The following is a 20,165-nucleotide window of genomic DNA, read 5'->3' as shown; positions in this document are numbered from 1 at the left end:
GTCGGCGGGGCCTCCTCCCGTACCGGGGCTTCTTCCGGCGTGCGTCACGGCTCCACCAGCGTCACCAGGAACTCGCCGGTCCTGCCGACGTTGCCGGCCGCGTCGATCGTGCGGTACTCGATCCGGTGGGTGCCGTAGTCGGGGGTCGCGTCGTCCCACGGCACCGCACGGCTCCGGCCCAGCTTCCCGTACACGAGGTCGTCGATCACCGTGCCGCCCGGCGAGAAGCGGAACGGCGCGTCCGCGTCCGTCGGCCAGCCGTAGTACGTGTACCAGCCGTCGCCGTCGACCCGGAACTGGCTCACCACCGCGCCCTCCTGATCGTCCCGCCCGGTCAGCCGCATCGTGAACGGCCCGCCGTAGACGTACTCCACGGGACGGCCGTGCCGCCCCGCTGTGCGCAGCGGCTTCGAGAGCTCGTACGAGGTCGTCGCCGGACGGGCGTCCACGGTCCAGCTCAGCTCCTCCTGCGTGCCGGCGATGCGTGCCGTCAGGGTGTGGGTTCCCGAGGTCATGGTGTGCGAACGCAGGTCCAGGTCACGGTCGTTCGGGCCGGTCGCCACGGTCCGACCGTCAAGGCGCCAGCGCACGGCCGGGGTCCGGTCCACCGTGTGGGTGGTGTCGGCGTGGACGACCGACCGGGCGCCGACGGGCGCCCCGAGGGGGGTGTGGCCGGTGAACGCGGCCGCGGTTCCGTCCCGCTCGGTGGTGAGGGCCGGGTCCACCGTCCAGGCGACGGTCCGGGTGAGCGCCGTCGAGGCGCGGACCGCCGGGTCGCGGACGAAGGGAGTCGGGTCGGTGACGGTCGCCGTGAGCGTGTGCGTCCCGGGGGAGAGGCGCAGGGTGCGCAGGTCGACGGTGCGCGCGCCGCGGGTGGGCAGCGTCCGCCCGTCCAGGCGCCAGGTCACGGTGAGCGCGCCGCCCACCGGGTGGAGGGTGTCGACCCACAGCGTCCGGTCGGCGCCGACGGGGGAGGTGTTCGGGGTGTGGTCCTGGACCAGGTTCACCTTGGCGGATATCGCCCGGACCATCACCTCGCGCTCCACCTGGTCGAAGGCGTAGCCGAGGGTCTTCATGAGGGAGTGACGGCTCGGGCGCCAGACGCCCTTCGTGCTGTACATGCCGCCCTCGTGGCGGCCGATGACGCCGCCCGCCTCGCTCTCCTCGCCGAGCCAGCGCCACCACTTGGCCCGCTGCCCCGACATCTGGCGCTCGGTCAGGAGGGTGTGGTGGGCCGAGGAGGGTTCCGGGCCGGAGTACGTCCCGCCCGGCACACCGCGCGCGTAGTAGTCGTACTCGTCCTGGAGGCCGCCGAGCGAATGGCCTATCTCGTGCGGGGTGATGAGGGAGGAGAGTGCGTTGCCGCCGGACGCCGTGGCGTAACCGCCGCCCGCGCCGCCGTAGGTGGAACTGTGGGCGAGGGCGACGATCTGCCGGTTGGCGCCGCTCGTGCCCGGGACGAGATCGGCGAGCGCGGCGGCCTTCCGGCTGTCGACGGTCAGCAGCCGCTGCACACTGCCGGGATTGCAGCCGCCCCAGAACCCCATGTCGAGCGCCGTGTCGCGGGCGGGCGCGTCAAGGCCGGGGTCGCAGTCGACCCCCGACTCGGCCGAAGGGGCCTCCACCGCCCAGACGTTGACGTACGAACGGTAGGAGGCGAAGGGCTCGATGCTCCACAGGGTGTTCAGGTGCCGGTCGAGGTCCGCGCGGAACGCCGGCATCTCCGCGGCGGTGTAGCCGTCGCCCATGAACACCAGGTTGAACCGCCGGTCCGCGGGCCCGGTGGTCTGCACGGGGACGACGGCAGGACCGTCACCGGACGTCGGTGTCTCGGCCGCCGCCGGCACGGTTCCCACCAGACCGGCGGCCAGCAGGCAGACCGCGACGACGCGGGCCACCTCTCGTCGAACTCCCGTGCGCTGTGAGGTCATGGGGCGCGAGCCTAGGCCGCACCCCCGCTCTCGTAAAGTTGTTCGTCGGCCGTATGCCTTCGCGACAGCCTTCTCGGTGCCGGCCGCCGTCTCAGTGCCGTAGGTACGCCAGACCCGCGTGCTCCGCCGTGTACCCCTCCACCAGGCGGCGGGCCACCGTCACCGAGTCGACCAGCGGATGCAGCGCGAAGGCCTTGACGGCGGTCGCCCGCGAACCGCTCTCCGCCGCCGCGAGGACCTCCCGCTCCACCGCCTTCACGGCCGTCACCAGGCCGACCGCGTGGTACGGCAGCGGGGACACCGACACCGGGTGGGCGCCGTTCGCGTCCACGGAGCAGGGGACCTCGATCACCGCGTCGGCGTCGAGCGCGGCGAGGGTCGTGCCGTTGCGGACGTTGAGGATCAGCGTCGCCCGCTCGCCCCGTGCGATGGCCCGCATGAGGGCCAGGGCCACCTTCTCGTAGCCGCCGGACTCCAGGTCCTCCTCGTCGCGGTCCCCGATCCCGGCCGCCTCCCGGTTGGCGGCCATGTAGGTGGCCTCCCGGTCGGCGAGCGTACGGTGCCAGGCGGCGAGGGCCGGGGTGCCGGGCTTCCCCATCTCCCGGTAGAAGGCGCCCTGCTGGTCGCGCAGATAGGCGCCGCGGGTCCGCTCGGCCGACCGGTAGGCCCGCACGGCCTCCCGGTCGAAGTAGTAGTAGTGCAGGTACTCGTTGGGGATCGCACCCAGGGAGCGCAGCCACTCCGGACCGAAGAGCCTGCCCTCCTCGAAGGAGCCGAGCGCCTCCTCGTCGGCGAGCAGCCGCGGCAGCTCGTCCCGGCCGTCGATCCTCAACCCCCGCAGCCAGCCCAGGTGGTTGAGGCCCGCGTAGTCGATCCAGGCCCTGTCCGGGTCGGCTCCCAGGATGCGGGCGACCCGGCGGCCGAGCCCGACGGGGGAGTCGCAGATGCCGACGACCCGGTCGCCGAGGATCCGGGACATCGCCTCCGTGACCAGGCCCGCCGGGTTGGTGAAGTTGATGACCCAGGCGTCCGGGGCGAGTTCGGCGACCCTGCGCGCGATGTGCACCGCGACGGGAACGGTCCGCAGGCCGTAGGCGATGCCGCCGGCGCCCACTGTCTCCTGGCCGAGCACCCCCTCGGCGAGCGCGATCCGCTCGTCCGCGGCCCTGCCCTCGAGACCGCCGACCCGGATCGCGGAGAACACGAAGTCGGCCCCGCGCAGCGCCTCGTCCAGATCCGTCGTCGCCGTGACACCGGGCGCGTCCGGCACACCCTCGCCCTGCTCCGCCAGGACCCTGGCGATGGCCGAGAGCCGTCCCTCGTCGAGGTCGTACAGGGTGACATGGGTGACCCGCCCCTCGGCGTGGTCGCCGAGGAGAGCGCCGTACACCAGCGGCACCCGGAACCCGCCGCCTCCGAGAATCGTCAGTTTCATGCCCGTACGCTACTCGGACGCACCCCCTGAGCAGCGGGATCCCGTCCCGGCGTCCACACGGACGTCCACATGCCGGGCACCCACGCGTCACCGGCGTACCGATCCCGTCCCGCCGCTCGTTCCCGGGAGCGGGCGGGCGCACCGGCACCGCGCACCCGGTGGGGGACAATGGCGGCATGTCCCGACGCAAGACCCGCCCCCGTACGTCCCCGGCCCGCGAGGCCGTGCCCGCCGTGACCCCGGAGTCACCCTGCCCGTGCGGGCTCGACGCCTCGTACGGCGCGTGCTGCGGCCGTTTCCACACGGGGACGGGCGGCGGCGCGCCCACCGCCGAGCTGCTCATGCGCTCCCGGTACAGCGCCTTCGTCGTCCGCGACGAGGCCTATCTGCTGCGCAGCTGGGCGCCGGAGACCCGGCCCGCTGAGGTCGACTTCGACCCGGGGATGCGCTGGACCGGTCTGGAGATCGAGTCGGCCGCCGACGGCACCGCCTTCCACCAGCACGGCACCGTCACCTTCACCGCGCGCTACGTCCACGGCGGCGAGCCCGGCGCCCTGCACGAGCGGAGCCGCTTCGCCCGCCACGAGGGAGCCTGGGTGTACGTGGACGGCGACGTCGGCGAGTAGCGAAGCGAGGAGCGAGGGGCCGGAGGGCGGCGTCAGACGCCGGTGGTCCGGCTCAGGGCGCGGTCGCGGGCGCCGTCGCCGTCGAGCGACCGGTCGGGGAGGCCGTTCGCGAGGTCCTCGGCGACGACCTTCTTGGCGATGGCGTCCGTCGCCACCCGCAGTTCGGGTCCGCTGGGCCGGCCGCTCTCCTGCTCGACCCGGTCGGACAGCCAGTCGCCCCACGCGTGCGTGATGACGTCCGCCTCACGCTTGCCGGCCGGGGTGTGGGAGAGCAGATGGCCGTCGCGGGTCAGGAAGCCCTCGTCGACCATCCGGTCGAAGACCGGCAGCAGGACCTCGGGCGGGACCCGCCGCCCCGCCGAGACCAGTCCCAGGCTCGCGTGGCCGACCGTCCGTGTGTAGAGCTCGACCTGCATCACCGCCCACGCCCCGGCCGTGTCGAGCCGGGTGTCGGAGGTGTCGAGGATCCGCCGTGCGGTGGCCATGTCGATCCGGCGCATGATCCGGCCCACGACCAGTTCCAGGTGCTGTGCGGAGTCGCCCGACGAGGTCGGCGCGGAGAAGCCCTCGCCCATGTCGGGTGCGGCGGCGCGCGCCGAGTCGCGGAGGGTCACCTGCTTGAGGAAGAGCGCGACGACGAAGCCGACGGCGGCGACCGGAACCGTCCAGAGGAAGACGGTGTGGAGGGTGTCGGCGTAGGCGTTGACGATGGGTTCCGCGACCTGCTCCGGCAGGCCGTGCACGCCGTCCGGGCTCTGTGCCGCCTGCGCGACGCCCGAGGGATCGAGGCCCTGGCCCGCGGCGACGGCCGTGGCCTCCGCGACCCCGGACCGGAGGTTGGGGGTGAGGGAGTTGACGTAGATCGTGCCGAAGACCGCGGTGCCGAAGGAGCTGCCGAGCGTGCGGAAGAAGGTGACGCCCGAGGTGGCGGTGCCGAGGTCGGCGTAGTCGACGGTGTTCTGCACGGCGATGGTGAGGACCTGCATGCACAGGCCGATGCCGACGCCGAGCACGAACATGTACAGCGACGCGAGCCAGGTGCTGGTGTCCGGTTCCATCAGCGACAGGAGGTAGAGCCCGATGCCCATCACCAGGCAGCCGACGATCGGGAAGATCCGGTAGTGGCCGGTCTTGCTGACCACGTTGCCGCTGAAGACGGAGGCGATGAGCAGGCCGACGACCATGGGGAGGGTGCGGATGCCGGAGACGGTCGCCGAGTCCCCGTCGACGTACTGGAGGTAGGTCGGCAGGAACGTCATCGCGCCCAGCATGGCGAAGCCGACGACGAAGCTGAGCACCGAGCAGACGGTGAAGACCGGATTGCCGAACAGCCGCATGGGCAGCATGGGTTCCGCCGCGCGGGTTTCCACCCAGCAGAACAGCCCGAGCGCGACGACACCGCCGACGAAGAGACCGATGATGACGGGGGACGTCCAAGCGTACTCGTTGCCGCCCCAACTGGTCGCCAGGATCAGGGCGCTGGCCCCGACGGCGACCAGCGCGATGCCGGCGTAGTCGATGATCGGCTTGCTCGCCGAGCGGACGGAGGGGATCGTGCGGGCGGCGGCGATGACGACCAGGATCGCGATGGGCACGTTGACGTAGAAGGCCCAGCGCCAGGTGAGGTGGTCGGTGAACAGACCGCCGAGCAACGGGCCGATGACGGTGGAGACCCCGAAGACGGCCCCGATCGCGCCCTGGTACTTGCCGCGTTCGCGCAGCGGGATCACATCGGCGATGAGCGCCATCGAGGTGACCATCAGACCGCCCGCGCCCACGCCCTGGAGGCCACGCCAGACGATCAGCAGCGTCATGTTGGTGGCGAGTCCGCAGAGGAACGAGCCCGTGATGAAGACGATCGCCGAGATCTGGAAGATCACCTTGCGGCCGAAGAGATCGCCGAACTTGCCGACGAGGACGGTCGCGACCGTCTCGGCGAGCAGATAGGCGGTGACCACCCACGACATGTGGGCGGCGCCGCCGAGATCCGAGACGATCGTGGGCAGGGCGGTGCCGACGATCGTCTGGTCGAGTGCGGCGAGGAGGACACCCAGCATGATCGTGCCGAAGACGATGTTGCGGCGGCGGCGGTCGAGCACGGGTGGCTCGGTGGCGGCCGGGGGCGCGGGCGCTGCGTCGCTGGTCGTGGTCACTCTCGCAGCGTCACATCGGCCCCGACCGGGTGCATGCGGGGGACGGCCGAACGGGCGGACCGGCGCAGAGCGGTCCCGCCGGACCGTCAGGGCGTGACCGGCAGCTTCGGGTGGTGCTTGGCGAGGATCTTGTTGGCCCGGGCGAGCGCGGCGAGGGCGTGCTCCCGGTCCGCCCGGTCCTCCGCGCAGAGCGGTCCCCGGAAGCGGTACACCTCGCGTGCCGCGCAGTCCGCGTCGATCTCGGCCTGGAGGACGTGCAGCGGCAGGCAGGAGCCGATCAGCGCGGCCACATGGTCGGGGATCGGGACGGGTACGAGGCGCGAGGGAGAGGTGATCACGGGTCAGTCCTAGTGGGTCCGGGAAGCGTACGGAAGTGTCTGCTCTCCATACGTACCGGATCGCCGTACGGGTTCCGGCACGGCGATGTCGCGGTGGGGCAACGACGCCGCGGCGCTCCGGAGGGGCGTGCGGGGCCCCGGGCGGGCGAGCGGGTACGGCCGCCGGGCGCGGCCGGGGACGTTCCCGCAGGTACGGGCCCGGGTGGCCGGCGCGGGATTGTTCACCGTCCCTGCGTATCGCCCGTACGTGCGACGAACGCATGCGCGACGGGGGTGCGTTGGGGGCGGCGGGACCTCCGCCGAATGTGAAGCATCTCACTCGGCGGATCGGCGTCCTCCGGACAGGGGCCGGACGGGGCCGGACACTACGTCAGGATCTCCGACAGGTCGTACGAGACGGGCTCGTCCAGCTGCCCGTACCCGCAGGACTCCGGCGTCCGGTCCGGGCGCCACCGCTTGAACTGCGCCGTGTGCCGGAAGCGGTCGCCCTCCATGTGGTCGTACCCGACCTCGCAGACCCGCTCGGGCCGCAGCGCCACCCACGACAGGTCCTTCTTCCCCGACCAGCGGCTCGGCGCGCCCGGCAGCCGCGCCCCCGCGTGCGCCGCCTCCTCCGCCCAGGCCGCCCAGGGGTGTCCGTCCGGCGGGTCCATCCGGAGCGGTTCGAGCTCCTCGATCAGCTCGGCCCGCCGCTGCGCGGTGAACGCCGCGCACACGCCGACGTGCTGGAGGGCGCCCTTGTCGTCGTGCAGACCGAGCAGCAGGGAGCCGACCACCGGCCCGCTCTTGTGGAAGCGGTAGCCGGCCACCACGACGTCCGCCGTCCGTTCGTGCTTGATCTTGTACATGAGGCGGGCGTCCGGCCGGTACGGCAGGTCGAGCGGCTTGGCGATCACTCCGTCGAGGCCCGCGCCCTCGTACTGCTCGAACCACTGGGCGGCGAGTTCCGCGTCCTTCGTGGCCGGCGCCAGATGGAGTGGTGCGTCCACGCCGGCGAGCATCCGCTCCAGGGCCTCCCGGCGCTCGCTCAGCGGAGCGTCGAGCAGCGACGCGTCCCCGAGGGCGAGCAGGTCGAAGGCGACGAACAGCGCCGGGGTCGTCTCGGCCAGCATGCGGACCCGGGAGTCGGCCGGGTGGATCCGCTCGCTGAGCCGGTCGAAGTCGAGGTGGCCGCCGTGCTCGATGACGATCTCTCCGTCGACCACGCAGCGCTCCGGCAGCCGGGCCGCGAGCGCCTCGACCAGCTCGGGGAAGTAGCGGGTGAGCGGCTTGCCGGTACGGCTGCCGATGACGAGTTCCGGCCCGTCGCGGTGCACGATCGCGCGGAAGCCGTCCCACTTCGCCTCGTACTGCATCCCGGGCGGGATCCGCTTCACCGACTTGGCGAGCATCGGTTTCACGGGCGGCATCACCGGAAGATCCATGAGGCGATTGTCCGGTATGCGGGACTTGTCGGCGAGCCCTAGGCTGACCGGCATGGCAGGCAAGGCGGCAGCGGTGGAACTGGAAGTCGGCGACCGGACCGTGCGCGTGTCCAATCCGGACAAGGTGTACTTCCCCGAACCCGGCTACACCAAGCTCGACATGGTCAGCTACTACCTGGCCGTCGGCGACGGCATCACCCGCGCGCTGCGCGACCGCCCCACCACCCTGGAGCGCTACCCCGACGGGGTGACCGGCGAATCGTTCTTCCAGAAGCGCGCCCCGAAGTACCTCCCCGACTGGATCCCGACCGCCCACATCACCTTCCCCAGCGGCCGCTCCGCCGACGAGATGTGCCCCACCGAACCGGCCGCCGTGCTCTGGGCCGCCAACCTCGGCGCCGTCACCTTCCATCCCTGGCCGGTGCGCCGGGACGACACCGACCATCCCGACGAACTCCGCATCGACCTCGACCCGCAGCCCGGCACGGACTACGCGGACGCCGTCCGCGCCGCCCACGAGCTGCGTGCCGTCCTCGACGAGCACGGGCTGCGCGGCTGGCCGAAGACCTCCGGCGGGCGCGGCATCCACGTCTTCGTCCCGATCCTGCCGAACTGGACGTTCACGCAGGTCAGGCGGGCGGCGATCGCCTGCGGGCGGGAGCTGGAGCGGCGGATGCCGGAGGAGGTCACCATCAAGTGGTGGAAGGAGGAGCGCGGCGAGCGGATCTTCGTCGACTACAACCAGACCGCCCGGGACCGCACGATCGCCTCCGCCTACTCCGTACGGCCGCGGCCGCACGCGCCGGTGTCGGCGCCGCTGCGGTGGGAGGAGGTCGACGACGCGGTGCCGCGGGACTTCGACATCAGGACGATGCCGGTCCGGTACGCCGAAGTGGGCGACGTCCACGCCGACATGGACGACGAACGGTTCAGCCTGGAGTCCCTGCTCGAACTGGCCAGGCGGGACGAGGCGGAGCACGGCCTCGGTGACCTGCCGTACCCGCCGGAGTATCCGAAGATGCCGGGTGAACCGAAGCGGGTGCAGCCGAGCCGGGCGAAGAAAGAGCCGAAGAAGGTGTCGAAGAAGGAGCCTGTGGAGGAGTCCGGGAGGGATTCGAAGGGGGAGTTCGTGGAGGAGTCCGGGAAGGTGTCGATGGAGGGGGCGGGGGAGTCGAAGGGCTCCGAGGGCTCGACGGACTGAGGTGGCGGGAAGGGCGGGCCGGTGCCTCCGGGTGGGTGCCGGCCCGCCCTCCCTTTCGACTCTAAAACAACACGAACGATCGTGCTAGCATTTTTCCATCGGCAGGATCAGCAAGCAGCAGGACGCAGAACCCCCAGGACGACCGAGGAGATCCCGGCATGTACCCGATGGCTCCGCTCATCCGCACCGCCCTGAACGTCACCGCCCGCGTCGCCCCCGGAACGGCCGGCCGCTGGGCCTTCCACCTCTTCGTCCGCCCGCTCGGCCGGGCACGGCCGAGACCCGAGGAGCAGGCGCTCTTCGCCGCCGCCCGCACCGGGCGCCTCCAGGCCCGCGGCAAGGACGTCGTGACGTACGCCTGGGGTGACGGACGCCGGCCCGTCCTGCTCGTGCACGGCTGGTCCTCGCGCGCCTCGCGGCTCACCGCCTTCGCCGAAGCGCTGCTGGAACGCGGCTACAGCCCCGTCGCGTTCGACGTTCCCGGCCACGGCGAATCCCCGGGGCGGGACAGCAACATCGTCGAATACCGGGAGATCATCCGGCAGTTGCACGCGCGGCACGGCGACTTCGACGCCGTCGTCGCCCACTCCTTCGGCGTCCTGGCCTCCCTCTTCGCCCTCCGGGACGGCGTCCGCACGGCCCGCTTCGTCGGCATCGGCGGGGTCGGTTCCTTCGACCTGCTGGTCAAGGGCTTCCAGGCCGGCCTCGGTGTGAACGACCGGGTCCTCCAGTGCATGCGGGACCACGTGGAGCGGCGGCTCGTGCCGGGTGAGCCCGGCATCTGGGACCGCTTCGGAGCGGACCACGACTCCGGTGGACTCGACGCGCCGGTCCTGCTGTTCCATGACGACGGTGACGACATGGTGCCGCTCGTCCACTCCCGGCGGCTCGTGCGCACCCACGGCGACCGGGCCCGGCTCGTGGTCACCCAGGGGCTCGGGCACCGGCGCATCCTGCGGGACCCGCAGGTCGTCGACGAGGCGGTGGAGTTCCTGACGGCTCCGGCGGGCGAGCCCTCGGAGGGGGAGCGGGTGACCGCGGGCTGAGACGGGGTGCGGGGCGGTGTGATGCAGAGAGGGGTGTCGAAAGGGGTGCGGCGAGGTGATGCGGAGAGGGGTGCGGCGGGGTCATGCGGAGAGGGGCGCGACGGGGTGATCGCACCCCTTCTCTCCGTGTCTCCTCCGGCTACTCGGCGTCGAGGGCGGCCCGCCCCCGGTCCGTGGCCGAGGCGCGCAGCCGGGAGGCGATCCCCCGCTCGGCGCGGTCGTACGTCCGTGTGTCCCCGAGCAGGACGGACTGGGCGTTGGCCGCCTCCATGAGGGCGATCACCTCGAAGGCGAGCTGCTCCACATCCAGGTCCGCGGCGAAGTCCCCGACGGCCTGAGCCTCCGTCAGAGACGTTTCCACGTAGGCGTTCCAGTCGCGGCGGGTCTGGGCGACGGCATCGTGCACCGGGCCCGTACGGGCGTCGAACTCGGCCGAGACCGCGTAGAAGAAGCAGCCGCCGGCGAAGACGCGGTCGGAGGAGTACGTGAGCCAGTTCCGGCACAGCTCGCGCACCCGCCGAGCCCCTGGCGGCACGTCCTTCAGGGGGGTGACGACGTTCTCGGCGAAGACGGCGGCCGCGGCCCTGATCGTGGAGAGCTGGAGCTCCTCCTTCGAGCCGAAGAGGGCGAAGACGCCGCTCTTGCTCAGCTGGAGCTCGGTGGCGATCCGGCCCAGGGAGAGGCCGTCGAGCCCCTCGACCGAGGCGATGTCCATGGTCCGGCCGAGAACGAGCCGACGGGTCTGGTTCCCGCGCTCGACGCGCCCGTCCGTCTTGGTCCCGGTGTCGCTCATGCTTCCATCCTACTGAACGCACGACCGTGCGGAAACTTTCCCGCCCGCTTCCGGGGCTAGCCGGTCCGCTCGCCGGGGTCCCTGCGCTCCGCCGGGGCGAGCAGCAGGACCTCCAGGGCGCGGGCGCAGGCCCGCGCCTGTGCGAGGTACCAGTCGAGCCGCGCGTCGGTGATCAGCTCCGGTGTCGCCCGCACCGCCAGCGCGAAGCGCGCGTGTCCCGTCCGCTCCAGGACCGGCACGGCCACGGTCCGCACCCCATGGGCCGACTCCCCGTCGTTGAGGGCGTACCCGGCCTCTCGTACGCGGGCCAACTCGGCTGCCAGTGCGGGAGGTTCGACGATGGTCCGCTCGGTGAACGCGTACAGCGGCGGCAGGGAGCGCGGGCCCGCCTCGCCCGCCCTCGGCCATGCGAGGAGCACCTTCCCGAGCGCCGTCGAGTGCAGCGGTCGGCGCAGCCCCACCTTCGGCGTCACCGAGCCGCCCGCGACGATCACCACGTGCGGGCCGCTGCGCAGGGCCAAGTCGGCGGTTGCGCCCGTCCGTTCGGCGAGATCGGACAGCTCGGGCGCGGCCAGATGCAGCCCCCGCTGGTGGTACGAGAGCCGTCCCAGCTCCGTCATCGCCGGGCCGAGCCGGTAGCGGGCGGTCCGGGCGTCCTGCTCCAGGAATCCCGCGCCGAGCAGGGTCCGGGCGAGACGGTGCGCGGTGGACGTGGAGAGCCCGAGCCGTCGCGCGAGGTCGGAGGCGCTCAGGTCGGGCCCGTTGTCGTGGAAACAGTGCAGTACATCCAGTGCACGGCGGACCGCCTGGGCGCCCGCCGGGGGTCGGGCGATGCCGGCCTCGGTCGTCATAGGGTTCGCTCCCCGTGGGTGATCGGGCTCCCACGCTCCCACATGGCGGGAGCCGAATCAGGGCCCGGACGAGGTCGGAAACACGCCGTTCATACGCAATCCCACATGGTGGGAGGCGAGTTGTCGGCGACGGAGCTTCCGTGGCAGGGTTCCGGCCAAGCCACCACAGCGGCGACGAGCCGGAGGGAGCAGGGCCAGTCATGAACGCACGGAGTACCGATCGACGTACCGCAGGTCGCACCGCACGTCGCACCGCGCGATGTGTGCCCGTCGCCTCTCCCGCGCCGCTCGTCCTCACCCGACGCCGCCACATCGACCTGGCGCGCGTCGCGGGGGCCGGCTGTCGCTGAGGCTGCGCGGGCCTGACGTCGTCGGCCGAACCTTCCACGAGAGCGTCCGTGAAGGGTGTGACGCAACCGTGTGACGGGCGTGCGGACATCGCGCGAGGTGCGGGATCCGGTCCCGCCCGGGCTTCCCGCGCCGAGTGAGAACCGTTCTCGCCGCAGGATCCCGTTCCCACGGCAGGGGCCCGTTCTCACGGCAGGGGCCCGTTTCTACGGCAGGGTCCGTCGCCACCGCAGGGCTCGTTCCCAGGTGGGGGCCGCTTCCTCGCCGGGTCCGGCCTCCGCACCGCGGGTCGAGTCCGCCCGCGAGTCTGTTCGCGCCCCCCGGCGCGTGCCCGCACGGCCCGGCCGACCGCCTCCCCCCCCCCGTACATCGCCGTACCCCCCGTACCCCGCTGTCCCCCCCCGTACGTCCCCGCGCCCCGTATCGACCTTCACCCGCACCCGCACCCACACGCGCACCCGGACCGCGTCCGCCGCCGCTCGACGTTCCCTCCCGCCGGCGCGGTCGCCGCCCCGCCGCCCCTCCCTCCTCGCCGTCCCACCTCACCCCGGGAAGCCCCGCCATGACGTCTGCCCGCGTGCCCGACACGCTCTGGTTCACCCGCTGCCCCGTGCCCACCGCCACCGGCGTCGCCGCCGATCGCGGCTGGCTGGAAAGGGAGTTCGCGCCCGACGGCATCGCCGTCCGCTCCCTCCAGGACGCCGAGCCCGGCGCCGACCGTGCCGCTCACTTCACCCACGCGCTGCCCGGCCTCTTCCGTGAGGGCGGCAACGTGCCCGCGCTGTGGGCCCGTTCACGCGGCGAGCGGACCCGGCTCGTCGGGCTCACCTGGATCGAGGAGCGTCAGGCGGTGCTCGTCGCTCCCGGTTCCCCGGTGCGGGGAGCCGCAGCCCTGCGCGGGCTGCGGCTCGCCCTGCCCCGGCACTCGGTCCCCATCGACTTCTGGCGGGCGATGGCCCTGCGCGGCTTCGAGGGCGCACTCGCCTCCGCCGGGTACGGGCTCGGCGACGCGCGCCTCGTCGATGTTCCCGCCGACGGGCATCGGGGCCAGTGGGCAGCCGAGCTGGACGCCCTGCGCCGGGGCGAGGTCGACGCCGTCTACGTGAAGGGCGCCCTCGCCGTCGAGGCGGCCCGCCGCGCCGGCGCCGAGGTGGCCGTGGAGCTCGACGCGCTTCCCGACCCCGCGCACCGCGTCAACAACGGCACTCCCCGCCCCCTCACCGTGCACCAGGACCTCCTGGACGAGCACCCCGAGCTCGTCGCCCGCTTCCTCGCCGTCCTGCTCCGTGCCGCCGACTGGGCCGCCGGCGAGCCGGCCGAGGTCGCCCGGATCCTCGGCGCCGAGACCGGTGCGGGTGCCGAGGGCGTGGCCGGGGCCTACCGGTCCGGCACCCACCGCACCCTCCACCCGGATCTGTCCGACACCCGCCTCGATCTGCTCGCCCGGCAGGAGGAGGCCCTGCGGGCCCACGGCTTCCTGCCCGAGGCCGTCGACGTACGCGCCTGGGCCGACCCGGAGCCGCTGCGACGGGCCCGCCGGCGGGCGGCCACCGCCCCGGTGGGGACGTCGTCGCCTCAGCCGGTCCCGTAACCGGCCGCCTCGGCACCACGCCCCACGCCCCACGCCCCACCCTCCGCTTCCCGAAGGACGAACGCCATGCGCCCACTCGCCTCCGTCACCCCGCCCGCCCCTCGTACCACTCGGATCGCTCTGGCGGTGCTCGCCGCCCTCACCGTCCTCACCGCCTGCGGCGGCAGCCCCGCGGCGGACTCGGCCGTCGGCCAGGGCGCCGGAAGCGGACCGAAGGGAGCGAAGGGCGTCGTCACCATCCGCATCCCGGACCCCGGGAACGCCGGCGTCCTCGCCCGCGGCAAGAAGGACGGGAGTCTCGACAAGGCTCTCGCCGCGGTCGGCGCCAAGGTGGCGTGGACCGGCAGCGCCGGCCCCTTCGCACCCGCCGCCCAGGCGATGAACGCCGACCAGCTCGACATCGCGACCGGCTCCATCACCTCCGGCATCACCTCCCTCTCCCAGAGCCCCGGCTTCGCCTTCTTCACCGCCACGGCACCCGACCCCGTCGGCGAGGGCATCCTCGTCCGCGAGGGCTCGGACATCGACTCCGTCGAGGACCTCGTCGGCCGCAAGGTCGCCGTCAACAAGGGCGGCACCGGCGAGTACCTGCTCCTCAAGGCCCTCGCCAAGGCCGGAGTCCCCGCCGACAAGGTCGAGCGGGTCTATCTGCGCCCGGACCAGACCGCCGCCGTGTTCAACGCCGGCCAGGTCGACGCCTGGGCCGTCTGGTCCACCTACGCCGTCGCCGAGATCGGCGCGGACAAGGCCCACTTCGTCGCCGACGGAACCGCCATCGGATCCGACAACTACAGCCTGAACGCGGTTCGTTCGGGCTTCGCCTCGGAACACCCCGAGATCGTCAAGGCGCTCTACGCCTACCTCCACGACAACAGCGTGAAGGAGAAGAAGGACCCGGCCGCCTATCTGAACGTCTTCACCGACGCCGGCCCCACCGCCGTCAACGGCAAGGCCAGGGAGGTCCAGATCTCCTTCACCGGCAAGGGCGGCACCGTCGACCCCATCAGGCCCGAGGACATCAAGCGCTTCGAGACGGTCGCCCGGTTCTACGCCGACCAGAAGGTCACGCCGAGCAAGGTCGACATCGCCGCCCACCTCCTCGACATCGAGAAGCTGTCATGACGGCCCCGACCACCGCCACCCCTCATCCCGCGCCCACACTCGCGCCCGAACCTGCGCCCGCGCCCGCACCCGAATCTGCGCCCGCGCCCGCACCTGCGAAGGAGGCGTCCACGGACGGCGGCGGCACCGCCGGGCTCGTCACCCCCCGGCCCCACGTCCGCCGCCCCCGCTCCCGTACCTACTCCCTCACCGTCCGCGCCCTCGGCCCGGTCGCCCTCCTCGCCCTCTGGTGGGCCTCCTCCGCCACCGGCGTCCTCACCCCCGACGTGCTCGCATCGCCCTCCCAGGTCGTCGACGCGGTCGGAGAGCTGTGGGGCAACGGGCAGCTGCCCGACGCGCTCGCCACCTCCCTCACCCGCTCGGGGATCGGTCTCGTCATCGGTCTCGCCGCCGGACTCGCCCTCGGCATCACCACCGGCTTCACCCGGCTCGGCGACGAGCTGCTCGACTCCTCGCTCCAGACCCTCCGCACGATCCCGTTCCTCTCCCTCGTCCCCCTCTTCATGGTCTGGTTCGGGATCAACGAGACCGCGAAGATCCTGCTCATCGCCGTCGCCACGACCTTCCCGATGTACGTGTCCACCAGCGGGGGCGTCCGCAACACCGACCGCAAACTCGTCGAGGCCATGCGCAGTTTCGGGCTGGGCCGGCTCGCGATCGTCCGCCAGGTCGTCCTCCCCGGAGCCCTGCCCTCGCTCCTCGCCGGACTGCGGCTCTCCATGACGCTCAGCGTCATCGCGCTCATCGCCGCCGAGGAGATCAACGCCACCGAAGGCATCGGCTATCTGATGTCCCAGGCCCAGAGCTACGCCCGCACCGACATCCTCGCCGTCTGCATCCTCGTCTACGGTCTGCTCGGCCTCACCGCCGACGTCCTCGTCCGCGGCCTGGAGCGGGTCCTCATGCCCTGGCGCACGGCCGGTCCCGGGGGAGGAGCCCGATGACCACGACCCCGTCGTCTCCCACCACGGCGGTACGGGTACGCGGCCTGCGCCGCGTCTTCGGCACCAGGGCCGTCCTCGACGGACTCGAACTCGATCTCAGGCGAGGTGAGTTCCTCGCCCTCCTCGGGGCGAGCGGCAGCGGCAAGACCACTCTGCTCCGGATCCTCGGCGCACTCGACGGAGCCGACGGGGGAGAGGCGCTCGTCCCCGAGGCCCGCACGATCGTCTTCCAGGAACCCCGGCTCATCCCCTCCAAGAAGGTCCTCGCCAATGTGACCGTCGGCCTCCCGCGCGGCGCCGCGACCCGGGCCACCGGACTGCGGGCGCTCGCCGAGGTCGGTCTCGAACGTCACGCCGACGCCTGGCCCGCCACCCTCTCCGGCGGCGAGGCGCAGCGCGTCGCACTCGCCCGCGCCCTGGTCCGGGAGCCCGAACTGCTGCTCCTCGACGAGCCGTTCGCCGCCCTCGACGCGCTGACCAGGCTCCGGATGCAGGACCTGGTCGGAGAGCTGCGCCGGATCCACCGCCCCGCCGTGCTCCTCGTGACGCACGACGTCGACGAGGCCGTACGCCTCGCCGACCGGGTCGCCGTCCTGCGGAACGGCCGACTGGTCACCGACGAGCCCGTCACCGTCCCCCGGCCCCGCGACCCCGGCGACCCGGCCTTCGTGGCCCTGCGCCGCCGCCTCCTCGCCGACCTGGGCGTCCACGCGCCCGGTGAGGCCCCCGCCTCCGCCCCCGCCTCCGCCTTCGCCTCCGCCTTCGCCTCCGCCTCCACCCCCGCCCCCGAGTCCGCCCCCGCCTCCGCCACCCCCGCCTCCACCCGCGTCCCCGCCTCCGCTTCCGCCCCCGCACCTTCCGAAGGAGCCTCCGCATGAGCGTCGTCATCGGTGTCCACCGCAGCAACCCCTCCCTCTACCACCTCTCCCGGCTCGGCTACGCGGAGGAGGAGCTCGCCGCGCTCGGCGAGACCGTGACCTGGCACCCGTACACCGACGGGGTCCGCACCGGAGCCCATCTCGCCGACGGCACCATCGACTTCGGCGGCACCGGCTCCACCCCGCCGGTCACCGCGCAGGCCGCCGGACACGACATCGTGTACACCGCCGTCTCCGCGCCCCGTCCCGGGCACGGCGCCCTCCTCGTCCCCGAGGACAGCCCGGTCCGTACCGTCGCAGACCTGAAGGGCGGCACCGTCCACCTGGCCGTCGGCTCCTGGCAGACCCACCTCGTCGCCAAGGCCCTGGACGACGCCGGCCTCTCGTACGCCACCGACATCACCGCCGTACGCGCCGACGGAGGCAGCGAGGAGAAGCTCCGCACCGGCGCGATCACCGCCTGGGTGGCCCAGGGCGCCGAACTCGCGTCCGCCCGCCGCACCGGCGGACTGCGCACCCTGATCCGTACCGGCGAGGTCATCTCCGACCGGTCCGTCTTCTTCACCCGCCGCGACCTCGCCGAGCAGCGGCCCGAGGTGGTGGAGGCGCTCACCCGGGCGCTCCGTCGGGCCGACGACTGGGCCGCCGCGCATCCGCGCGAGGCCGCCGAGATCGCCGCCGCGGACCAGGGCGGCACGGTCGACGACTGGGAGACCGCGCTGCGCGCCCTGCCCTGGACGATCGAGGAGGTCGGAGCGGAGTTCGTCGCCGAACAGCAGCAGGCGGCCGACATCTTCCACCGCACCGGGTTCATCGACCGCGCGATCAGCGTCGCCGACGCCCTGCCCCGGAAGGCCGGATCCCGATGAGCGTCGCACCGGCACCCGAAGTCCTCTGGTACATCATCCCGCGCGAGGGCGCGTACCCCTGGGAGCCGGCGGGCCGCCGCCCCGTCGACCTCGGCTACCTCGCACAGCTCGCCGGAACCGTCGAACGCCTCGGCTACACCGGTGCGTTGCTGGCCACCGACCTCTACGACGTGTGGCCGCTGGGCTCGGCGCTCGCGGCCTCCACGAGCACCCGGTTCAAACCGCTGCTCGCCGTCCACCCGGGGCTCATCGCACCGACCCTGCTCGCCAAGATGGCACTGAGCTTCGACAACCTGTTCGGTGGGCGGCTCCGCTTCAACGTGGTCAACGGTTCCACCGCGTCGCTGCGCGAGTACGGGCTCCACGTCGAGCACGACGAGCGGTACGAACTGAGCGCCGAGTACTGGTCGATCGTCAAACGGCTGACGGCCGGCGAGGTCTTCGACCACAAGGGCCGCTTCTACGACCTCAGGAACGCCGGCGCCTCCTTCCGTGACCTGCGGCCCGTCCAGGAGCCGCACGTCCCGCTCTGGTTCGGCGGATCCTCGGCGCCCGGGATCGAGATGGCCGCCGAGCACGTCGACGTCTACCTCACCTGGGGCGAGCCGCCGCACCTGCTCAAGGAGAAGCTCGACCACGTACGGGCCCGGGCCGCCGCCCACGGCCGTACCCTCCGCATCGGCCTGCGCCTCCACCTCATCGTCCGCGACACCGAGGACGAGGCCTGGGCGGCCGCCGACCGGCTCCTGGACGTCACCAGCGAGGCGACGTACGCGCGGCAGCTCGGCGAGCGGGCGGGCGAGGACGGCGTGGGCTGGCAGCGCCAGTTCCGCCAGCACGGCGGCAGGGTGCCGGCCAGGGCGCGCGAGCTGGAGACCCACCCCAACCTCTGGCCCGGCATGAGTCTGTTCAGGCCCGGTCCGGGCACGGCGGTCGTCGGCTCCACGGCCCAGGTCGTGGAGCGGCTCAAGGAGTACCAGGACCTGGGCGTGGACACGTTCATCCTGTCCGGGAACCCGCTCCTGGAGGAGGCGTACCGGGTCGCGGAGACCGTTCTCCCCGCCCTGGGGGTCAGCCGCTGAGGTCCCAGACGGTCCACTCCGTGAACGGCTCGTCCTGGACGTGGATCCCGGCCCCACGGGACACGACCCGGCGGCGTCCGAGGGGCGTGCCGTCGGGCCGGGTGAGGACGGCGGCGCCGGCCGGCTCGACCGTGGCGTCGGTGAGCTCGCCGTACTGGATCCGGTCCCGCTCGTCGCCGTAGCCGCCGAAGAAGGCGACCCGTCCTTCGTGGACGGCGACCGCCGAGGCGCCGCGCACGGTGTTGGCGCGCACGCGCACGGGCCGGTCGGGGCGGATCTCCAGGAGCGGGAAGTCGGTGTACGGGCAGGCCCAGACGACGGAGTCGGACACGTTCAGGGCGTAGCAGTCCATGATCCAGCCGCTTCCCGGCACGTCGCCGGAGTGCCACTGGAGTTCGCCCGTCGCGCTCCAGCGGCGGATGCCCGCCGGATTCTCGTCGAAGTGTCCGACCCAGAGGGCACCGCTCGGGTCGGTGAGCAGGTGCTGGATCGCGTCTCCGACGGTGAAGGACCAGGTCTCGCGGCCCAGTGCGTCGAAGACCTGGACCTGGCTGCCCTCGGCGTCGGCGCGGCGGGCGCGGGCCGAGGCGACGACGAACCCGCCGTCCGGCAGCCTGTCCAGGTGCGGGAACCGGGCCCGCAGGGCGCTCAGTTCCGTGGCCTCGACGCCGCCGTCCGCCCGTACGGAGACGACCAGTGCGTCGTAGGGGTGCCGGTCGCCACCGGGCTCGGGGGCGCGCTCGGTGAGCAGCCAGTGGGCGGCGCCGAAGGCGTCGACGGTGCTGGTGAGGACATGAAGGTCGTGGTACGTGCGGGGCAGGCGGGCGTAGGGCACGAGTGCGGAGGTCTGCACGGGTGGGCTCTCCTCGGTGGCGCGGGTACGGATGACGGGCACGGCTGCGGGAGTCACCCGGTGGAGCGCGAGCGGGGGAGAGCGGTGCGGGGCGCCTAGGCGGCACGGGCCTTTCTGATGGTCATGCGGCGATCTTCGCCGATGCCCGGCGATGCCGTAAAGAGTTTCGGCGCGCCGCGTTGCAAACGGCCGCGAACGTCGCATTGATCGAACGTTGATGGCTCGTTTACGGCCCTCCGGCAGCGTGTACGGCATGCAGACCTACACCACCGTACTGACCGCACCGGAGCCCGACATGTCCTGGCAGGAGACCGCTCTGTGTGCCCAGGCCGGACCGGAGTTCTTCTTCCCGGCGCCCGGCTCGTCCACCCGCGAGGCCAAGCAGCTGTGCGGCGCCTGCGAGGGGCGGGTGGCGTGCCTGGAGTACGCGCTGCGCAACGACGAGCGGTTCGGGGTGTGGGGAGGCCTCTCCGAGAAGGAGCGGTTCCGTCTCAAGCGCCGAGAGGGCTGAGCGGGCGGGCGGACGCCTCGGCGCGGGGGTACGAGGGGTCCGGGGCGCGCGGCATCACGGGCGCGACGAGACGGCACAGCAAGACGCCACGCAAGACGCCACGCAAGACGGCGCGCAAGACAGCACAGCGAGTCGGCACAGCGAGTCGGCACAGGAAGACGGGCGTGGC

General features: G+C 72.8%; 19 protein-coding genes. 11 read left to right on the top strand and 8 right to left on the bottom strand.

The window, feature by feature from the left end; translation table 11 throughout:
• Nucleotides 1-44: 44 nt before the first annotated feature.
• Both ACFQ79_RS35750 and ACFQ79_RS35745 read right to left on the bottom strand, forming a co-directional pair.
• A complete protein-coding gene (locus ACFQ79_RS35750) occupies nt 45-1,931 on the bottom strand; it encodes a M64 family metallopeptidase (protein ID WP_383591226.1) in 1,887 nt (628 codons plus the stop codon).
• A gap of 91 nt (nt 1,932-2,022) precedes the next feature.
• The gene (locus ACFQ79_RS35745; protein WP_383591223.1) at nt 2,023-3,366 is read right to left on the bottom strand and encodes a 6-phospho-beta-glucosidase; all 1,344 of its coding nucleotides are present in this window, start codon (nt 3,364-3,366) and stop codon (nt 2,023-2,025) included.
• 176 nt (nt 3,367-3,542) lie between these two features.
• Here ACFQ79_RS35745 and ACFQ79_RS35740 point away from each other — a divergent pair, with 176 nt between their 5' ends.
• Complete coding sequence (locus ACFQ79_RS35740; RefSeq protein ID WP_383591219.1) at nt 3,543-3,992, top strand: YchJ family protein; 450 nt, start codon at nt 3,543-3,545, stop codon at nt 3,990-3,992.
• Nucleotides 3,993-4,024: 32 nt separating this feature from the next.
• Here ACFQ79_RS35740 and ACFQ79_RS35735 read toward each other — a convergent pair whose 3' ends face one another.
• The 3 genes from ACFQ79_RS35735 to ACFQ79_RS35725 form a co-directional block, all read right to left on the bottom strand.
• Nucleotides 4,025-6,145, bottom strand: a complete 2,121-nt coding sequence (locus tag ACFQ79_RS35735; RefSeq protein ID WP_383591216.1) for an MDR family MFS transporter — start codon at nt 6,143-6,145, stop codon at nt 4,025-4,027.
• Nucleotides 6,146-6,231: 86 nt separating this feature from the next.
• Entirely contained in the window at nt 6,232-6,483 is a 252-nt protein-coding gene (locus ACFQ79_RS35730) for a hypothetical protein (protein WP_383591213.1), read from the bottom strand.
• Nucleotides 6,484-6,848: 365 nt separating this feature from the next.
• Nucleotides 6,849-7,907 carry an ATP-dependent DNA ligase gene (locus ACFQ79_RS35725; RefSeq protein ID WP_383591210.1) on the bottom strand — a complete coding sequence of 353 codons (1,059 nt, stop codon included), beginning with the start codon at nt 7,905-7,907 and terminating at the stop codon, nt 6,849-6,851.
• A 52-nt stretch (nt 7,908-7,959) separates the two neighbouring features.
• Between ACFQ79_RS35725 and ligD the strand changes: the two genes are divergently transcribed.
• A complete protein-coding gene (ligD, locus tag ACFQ79_RS35720; RefSeq protein WP_383591207.1) occupies nt 7,960-9,108 on the top strand; it encodes a non-homologous end-joining DNA ligase in 1,149 nt (382 codons plus the stop codon).
• Nucleotides 9,109-9,266: 158 nt separating this feature from the next.
• Nucleotides 9,267-10,154 carry an alpha/beta hydrolase gene (locus ACFQ79_RS35715; protein WP_383591204.1) on the top strand — a complete coding sequence of 296 codons (888 nt, stop codon included), beginning with the start codon at nt 9,267-9,269 and terminating at the stop codon, nt 10,152-10,154.
• Nucleotides 10,155-10,293: 139 nt separating this feature from the next.
• On the opposite strand, the gene ACFQ79_RS35710 is transcribed toward ACFQ79_RS35715, so the two are convergent.
• Entirely contained in the window at nt 10,294-10,947 is a 654-nt protein-coding gene (locus tag ACFQ79_RS35710; RefSeq protein WP_383591202.1) for a TetR/AcrR family transcriptional regulator, read from the bottom strand.
• Nucleotides 10,948-11,003: 56 nt separating this feature from the next.
• The gene (locus tag ACFQ79_RS35705; protein ID WP_229313543.1) at nt 11,004-11,798 is read right to left on the bottom strand and encodes an IclR family transcriptional regulator; all 795 of its coding nucleotides are present in this window, start codon (nt 11,796-11,798) and stop codon (nt 11,004-11,006) included.
• 200 nt (nt 11,799-11,998) lie between these two features.
• On the opposite strand from ACFQ79_RS35705, the gene ACFQ79_RS35700 reads away from it, so the two are divergent.
• The 7 genes from ACFQ79_RS35700 (at nt 11,999) to ACFQ79_RS35670 (ending at nt 18,632) form a co-directional block, all read left to right on the top strand.
• On the top strand, nt 11,999-12,148 hold the full coding sequence (locus ACFQ79_RS35700) for a putative leader peptide (RefSeq protein ID WP_383591199.1): 150 nt from the start codon (nt 11,999-12,001) through the stop codon (nt 12,146-12,148).
• A 560-nt stretch (nt 12,149-12,708) separates the two neighbouring features.
• Nucleotides 12,709-13,737 (top strand): ABC transporter substrate-binding protein, encoded by a 1,029-nt coding sequence (locus ACFQ79_RS35695; RefSeq protein WP_383591196.1) that lies wholly within the window; start codon nt 12,709-12,711, stop codon nt 13,735-13,737.
• Nucleotides 13,738-13,803: 66 nt separating this feature from the next.
• Complete coding sequence (locus ACFQ79_RS35690; RefSeq protein ID WP_383591193.1) at nt 13,804-14,859, top strand: ABC transporter substrate-binding protein; 1,056 nt, start codon at nt 13,804-13,806, stop codon at nt 14,857-14,859.
• Nucleotides 14,856-15,803, top strand: a complete 948-nt coding sequence (locus ACFQ79_RS35685) for an ABC transporter permease (RefSeq protein ID WP_383591190.1) — start codon at nt 14,856-14,858, stop codon at nt 15,801-15,803. Before ACFQ79_RS35690 ends, ACFQ79_RS35685 begins: the two co-directional genes overlap by 4 nt.
• Nucleotides 15,800-16,681, top strand: a complete 882-nt coding sequence (locus ACFQ79_RS35680) for an ABC transporter ATP-binding protein (RefSeq protein WP_383591187.1) — start codon at nt 15,800-15,802, stop codon at nt 16,679-16,681. Before ACFQ79_RS35685 ends, ACFQ79_RS35680 begins: the two co-directional genes overlap by 4 nt.
• Entirely contained in the window at nt 16,678-17,550 is an 873-nt protein-coding gene (locus ACFQ79_RS35675) for an ABC transporter substrate-binding protein (RefSeq protein ID WP_383591184.1), read from the top strand. Before ACFQ79_RS35680 ends, ACFQ79_RS35675 begins: the two co-directional genes overlap by 4 nt.
• Complete coding sequence (locus ACFQ79_RS35670) at nt 17,547-18,632, top strand: LLM class flavin-dependent oxidoreductase (protein WP_383591181.1); 1,086 nt, start codon at nt 17,547-17,549, stop codon at nt 18,630-18,632. Before ACFQ79_RS35675 ends, ACFQ79_RS35670 begins: the two co-directional genes overlap by 4 nt.
• Here ACFQ79_RS35670 and ACFQ79_RS35665 read toward each other — a convergent pair.
• Nucleotides 18,622-19,542, bottom strand: coding sequence for a hypothetical protein (locus tag ACFQ79_RS35665; protein WP_383591178.1), 921 nt, complete (start codon nt 19,540-19,542; stop codon nt 18,622-18,624). The two genes, ACFQ79_RS35670 and ACFQ79_RS35665, sit on opposite strands and share 11 nt — an antisense overlap.
• A 196-nt stretch (nt 19,543-19,738) precedes the next feature.
• Here ACFQ79_RS35665 and ACFQ79_RS35660 point away from each other — a divergent pair, with 196 nt between their 5' ends.
• Complete coding sequence (locus ACFQ79_RS35660; RefSeq protein ID WP_051819792.1) at nt 19,739-19,996, top strand: WhiB family transcriptional regulator; 258 nt, start codon at nt 19,739-19,741, stop codon at nt 19,994-19,996.
• The last annotated feature ends 169 nt before the right edge of the window (nt 19,997-20,165 follow it).

Origin of the sequence: Streptomyces sp. NPDC056480 (assembly GCF_042795405.1) — a bacterium.
Classification (GTDB): Bacteria; Actinomycetota; Actinomycetes; order Streptomycetales; family Streptomycetaceae; genus Streptomyces.
This window is presented reverse-complemented; position numbering and strand designations above follow the sequence as displayed.

Coding starts and splice junctions, on each gene's coding strand:
- ACFQ79_RS35750 (WP_383591226.1), bottom strand. CDS start 1,931: ATGACCTCACAGCGCACGGGAGTTCGACGAGAGGTGGCCCGCGTCGTC.
- ACFQ79_RS35745 (WP_383591223.1), bottom strand. CDS start 3,366: ATGAAACTGACGATTCTCGGAGGCGGCGGGTTCCGGGTGCCGCTGGTG.
- ACFQ79_RS35740 (WP_383591219.1), top strand. CDS start 3,543: ATGTCCCGACGCAAGACCCGCCCCCGTACGTCCCCGGCCCGCGAGGCC.
- ACFQ79_RS35725 (WP_383591210.1), bottom strand. CDS start 7,907: ATGGATCTTCCGGTGATGCCGCCCGTGAAACCGATGCTCGCCAAGTCG.
- ligD (WP_383591207.1), top strand. CDS start 7,960: ATGGCAGGCAAGGCGGCAGCGGTGGAACTGGAAGTCGGCGACCGGACC.
- ACFQ79_RS35715 (WP_383591204.1), top strand. CDS start 9,267: ATGTACCCGATGGCTCCGCTCATCCGCACCGCCCTGAACGTCACCGCC.
- ACFQ79_RS35710 (WP_383591202.1), bottom strand. CDS start 10,947: ATGAGCGACACCGGGACCAAGACGGACGGGCGCGTCGAGCGCGGGAAC.
- ACFQ79_RS35705 (WP_229313543.1), bottom strand. CDS start 11,798: ATGACGACCGAGGCCGGCATCGCCCGACCCCCGGCGGGCGCCCAGGCG.
- ACFQ79_RS35700 (WP_383591199.1), top strand. CDS start 11,999: ATGAACGCACGGAGTACCGATCGACGTACCGCAGGTCGCACCGCACGT.
- ACFQ79_RS35695 (WP_383591196.1), top strand. CDS start 12,709: ATGACGTCTGCCCGCGTGCCCGACACGCTCTGGTTCACCCGCTGCCCC.
- ACFQ79_RS35690 (WP_383591193.1), top strand. CDS start 13,804: ATGCGCCCACTCGCCTCCGTCACCCCGCCCGCCCCTCGTACCACTCGG.
- ACFQ79_RS35685 (WP_383591190.1), top strand. CDS start 14,856: ATGACGGCCCCGACCACCGCCACCCCTCATCCCGCGCCCACACTCGCG.
- ACFQ79_RS35680 (WP_383591187.1), top strand. CDS start 15,800: ATGACCACGACCCCGTCGTCTCCCACCACGGCGGTACGGGTACGCGGC.
- ACFQ79_RS35675 (WP_383591184.1), top strand. CDS start 16,678: ATGAGCGTCGTCATCGGTGTCCACCGCAGCAACCCCTCCCTCTACCAC.
- ACFQ79_RS35670 (WP_383591181.1), top strand. CDS start 17,547: ATGAGCGTCGCACCGGCACCCGAAGTCCTCTGGTACATCATCCCGCGC.
- ACFQ79_RS35660 (WP_051819792.1), top strand. CDS start 19,739: ATGCAGACCTACACCACCGTACTGACCGCACCGGAGCCCGACATGTCC.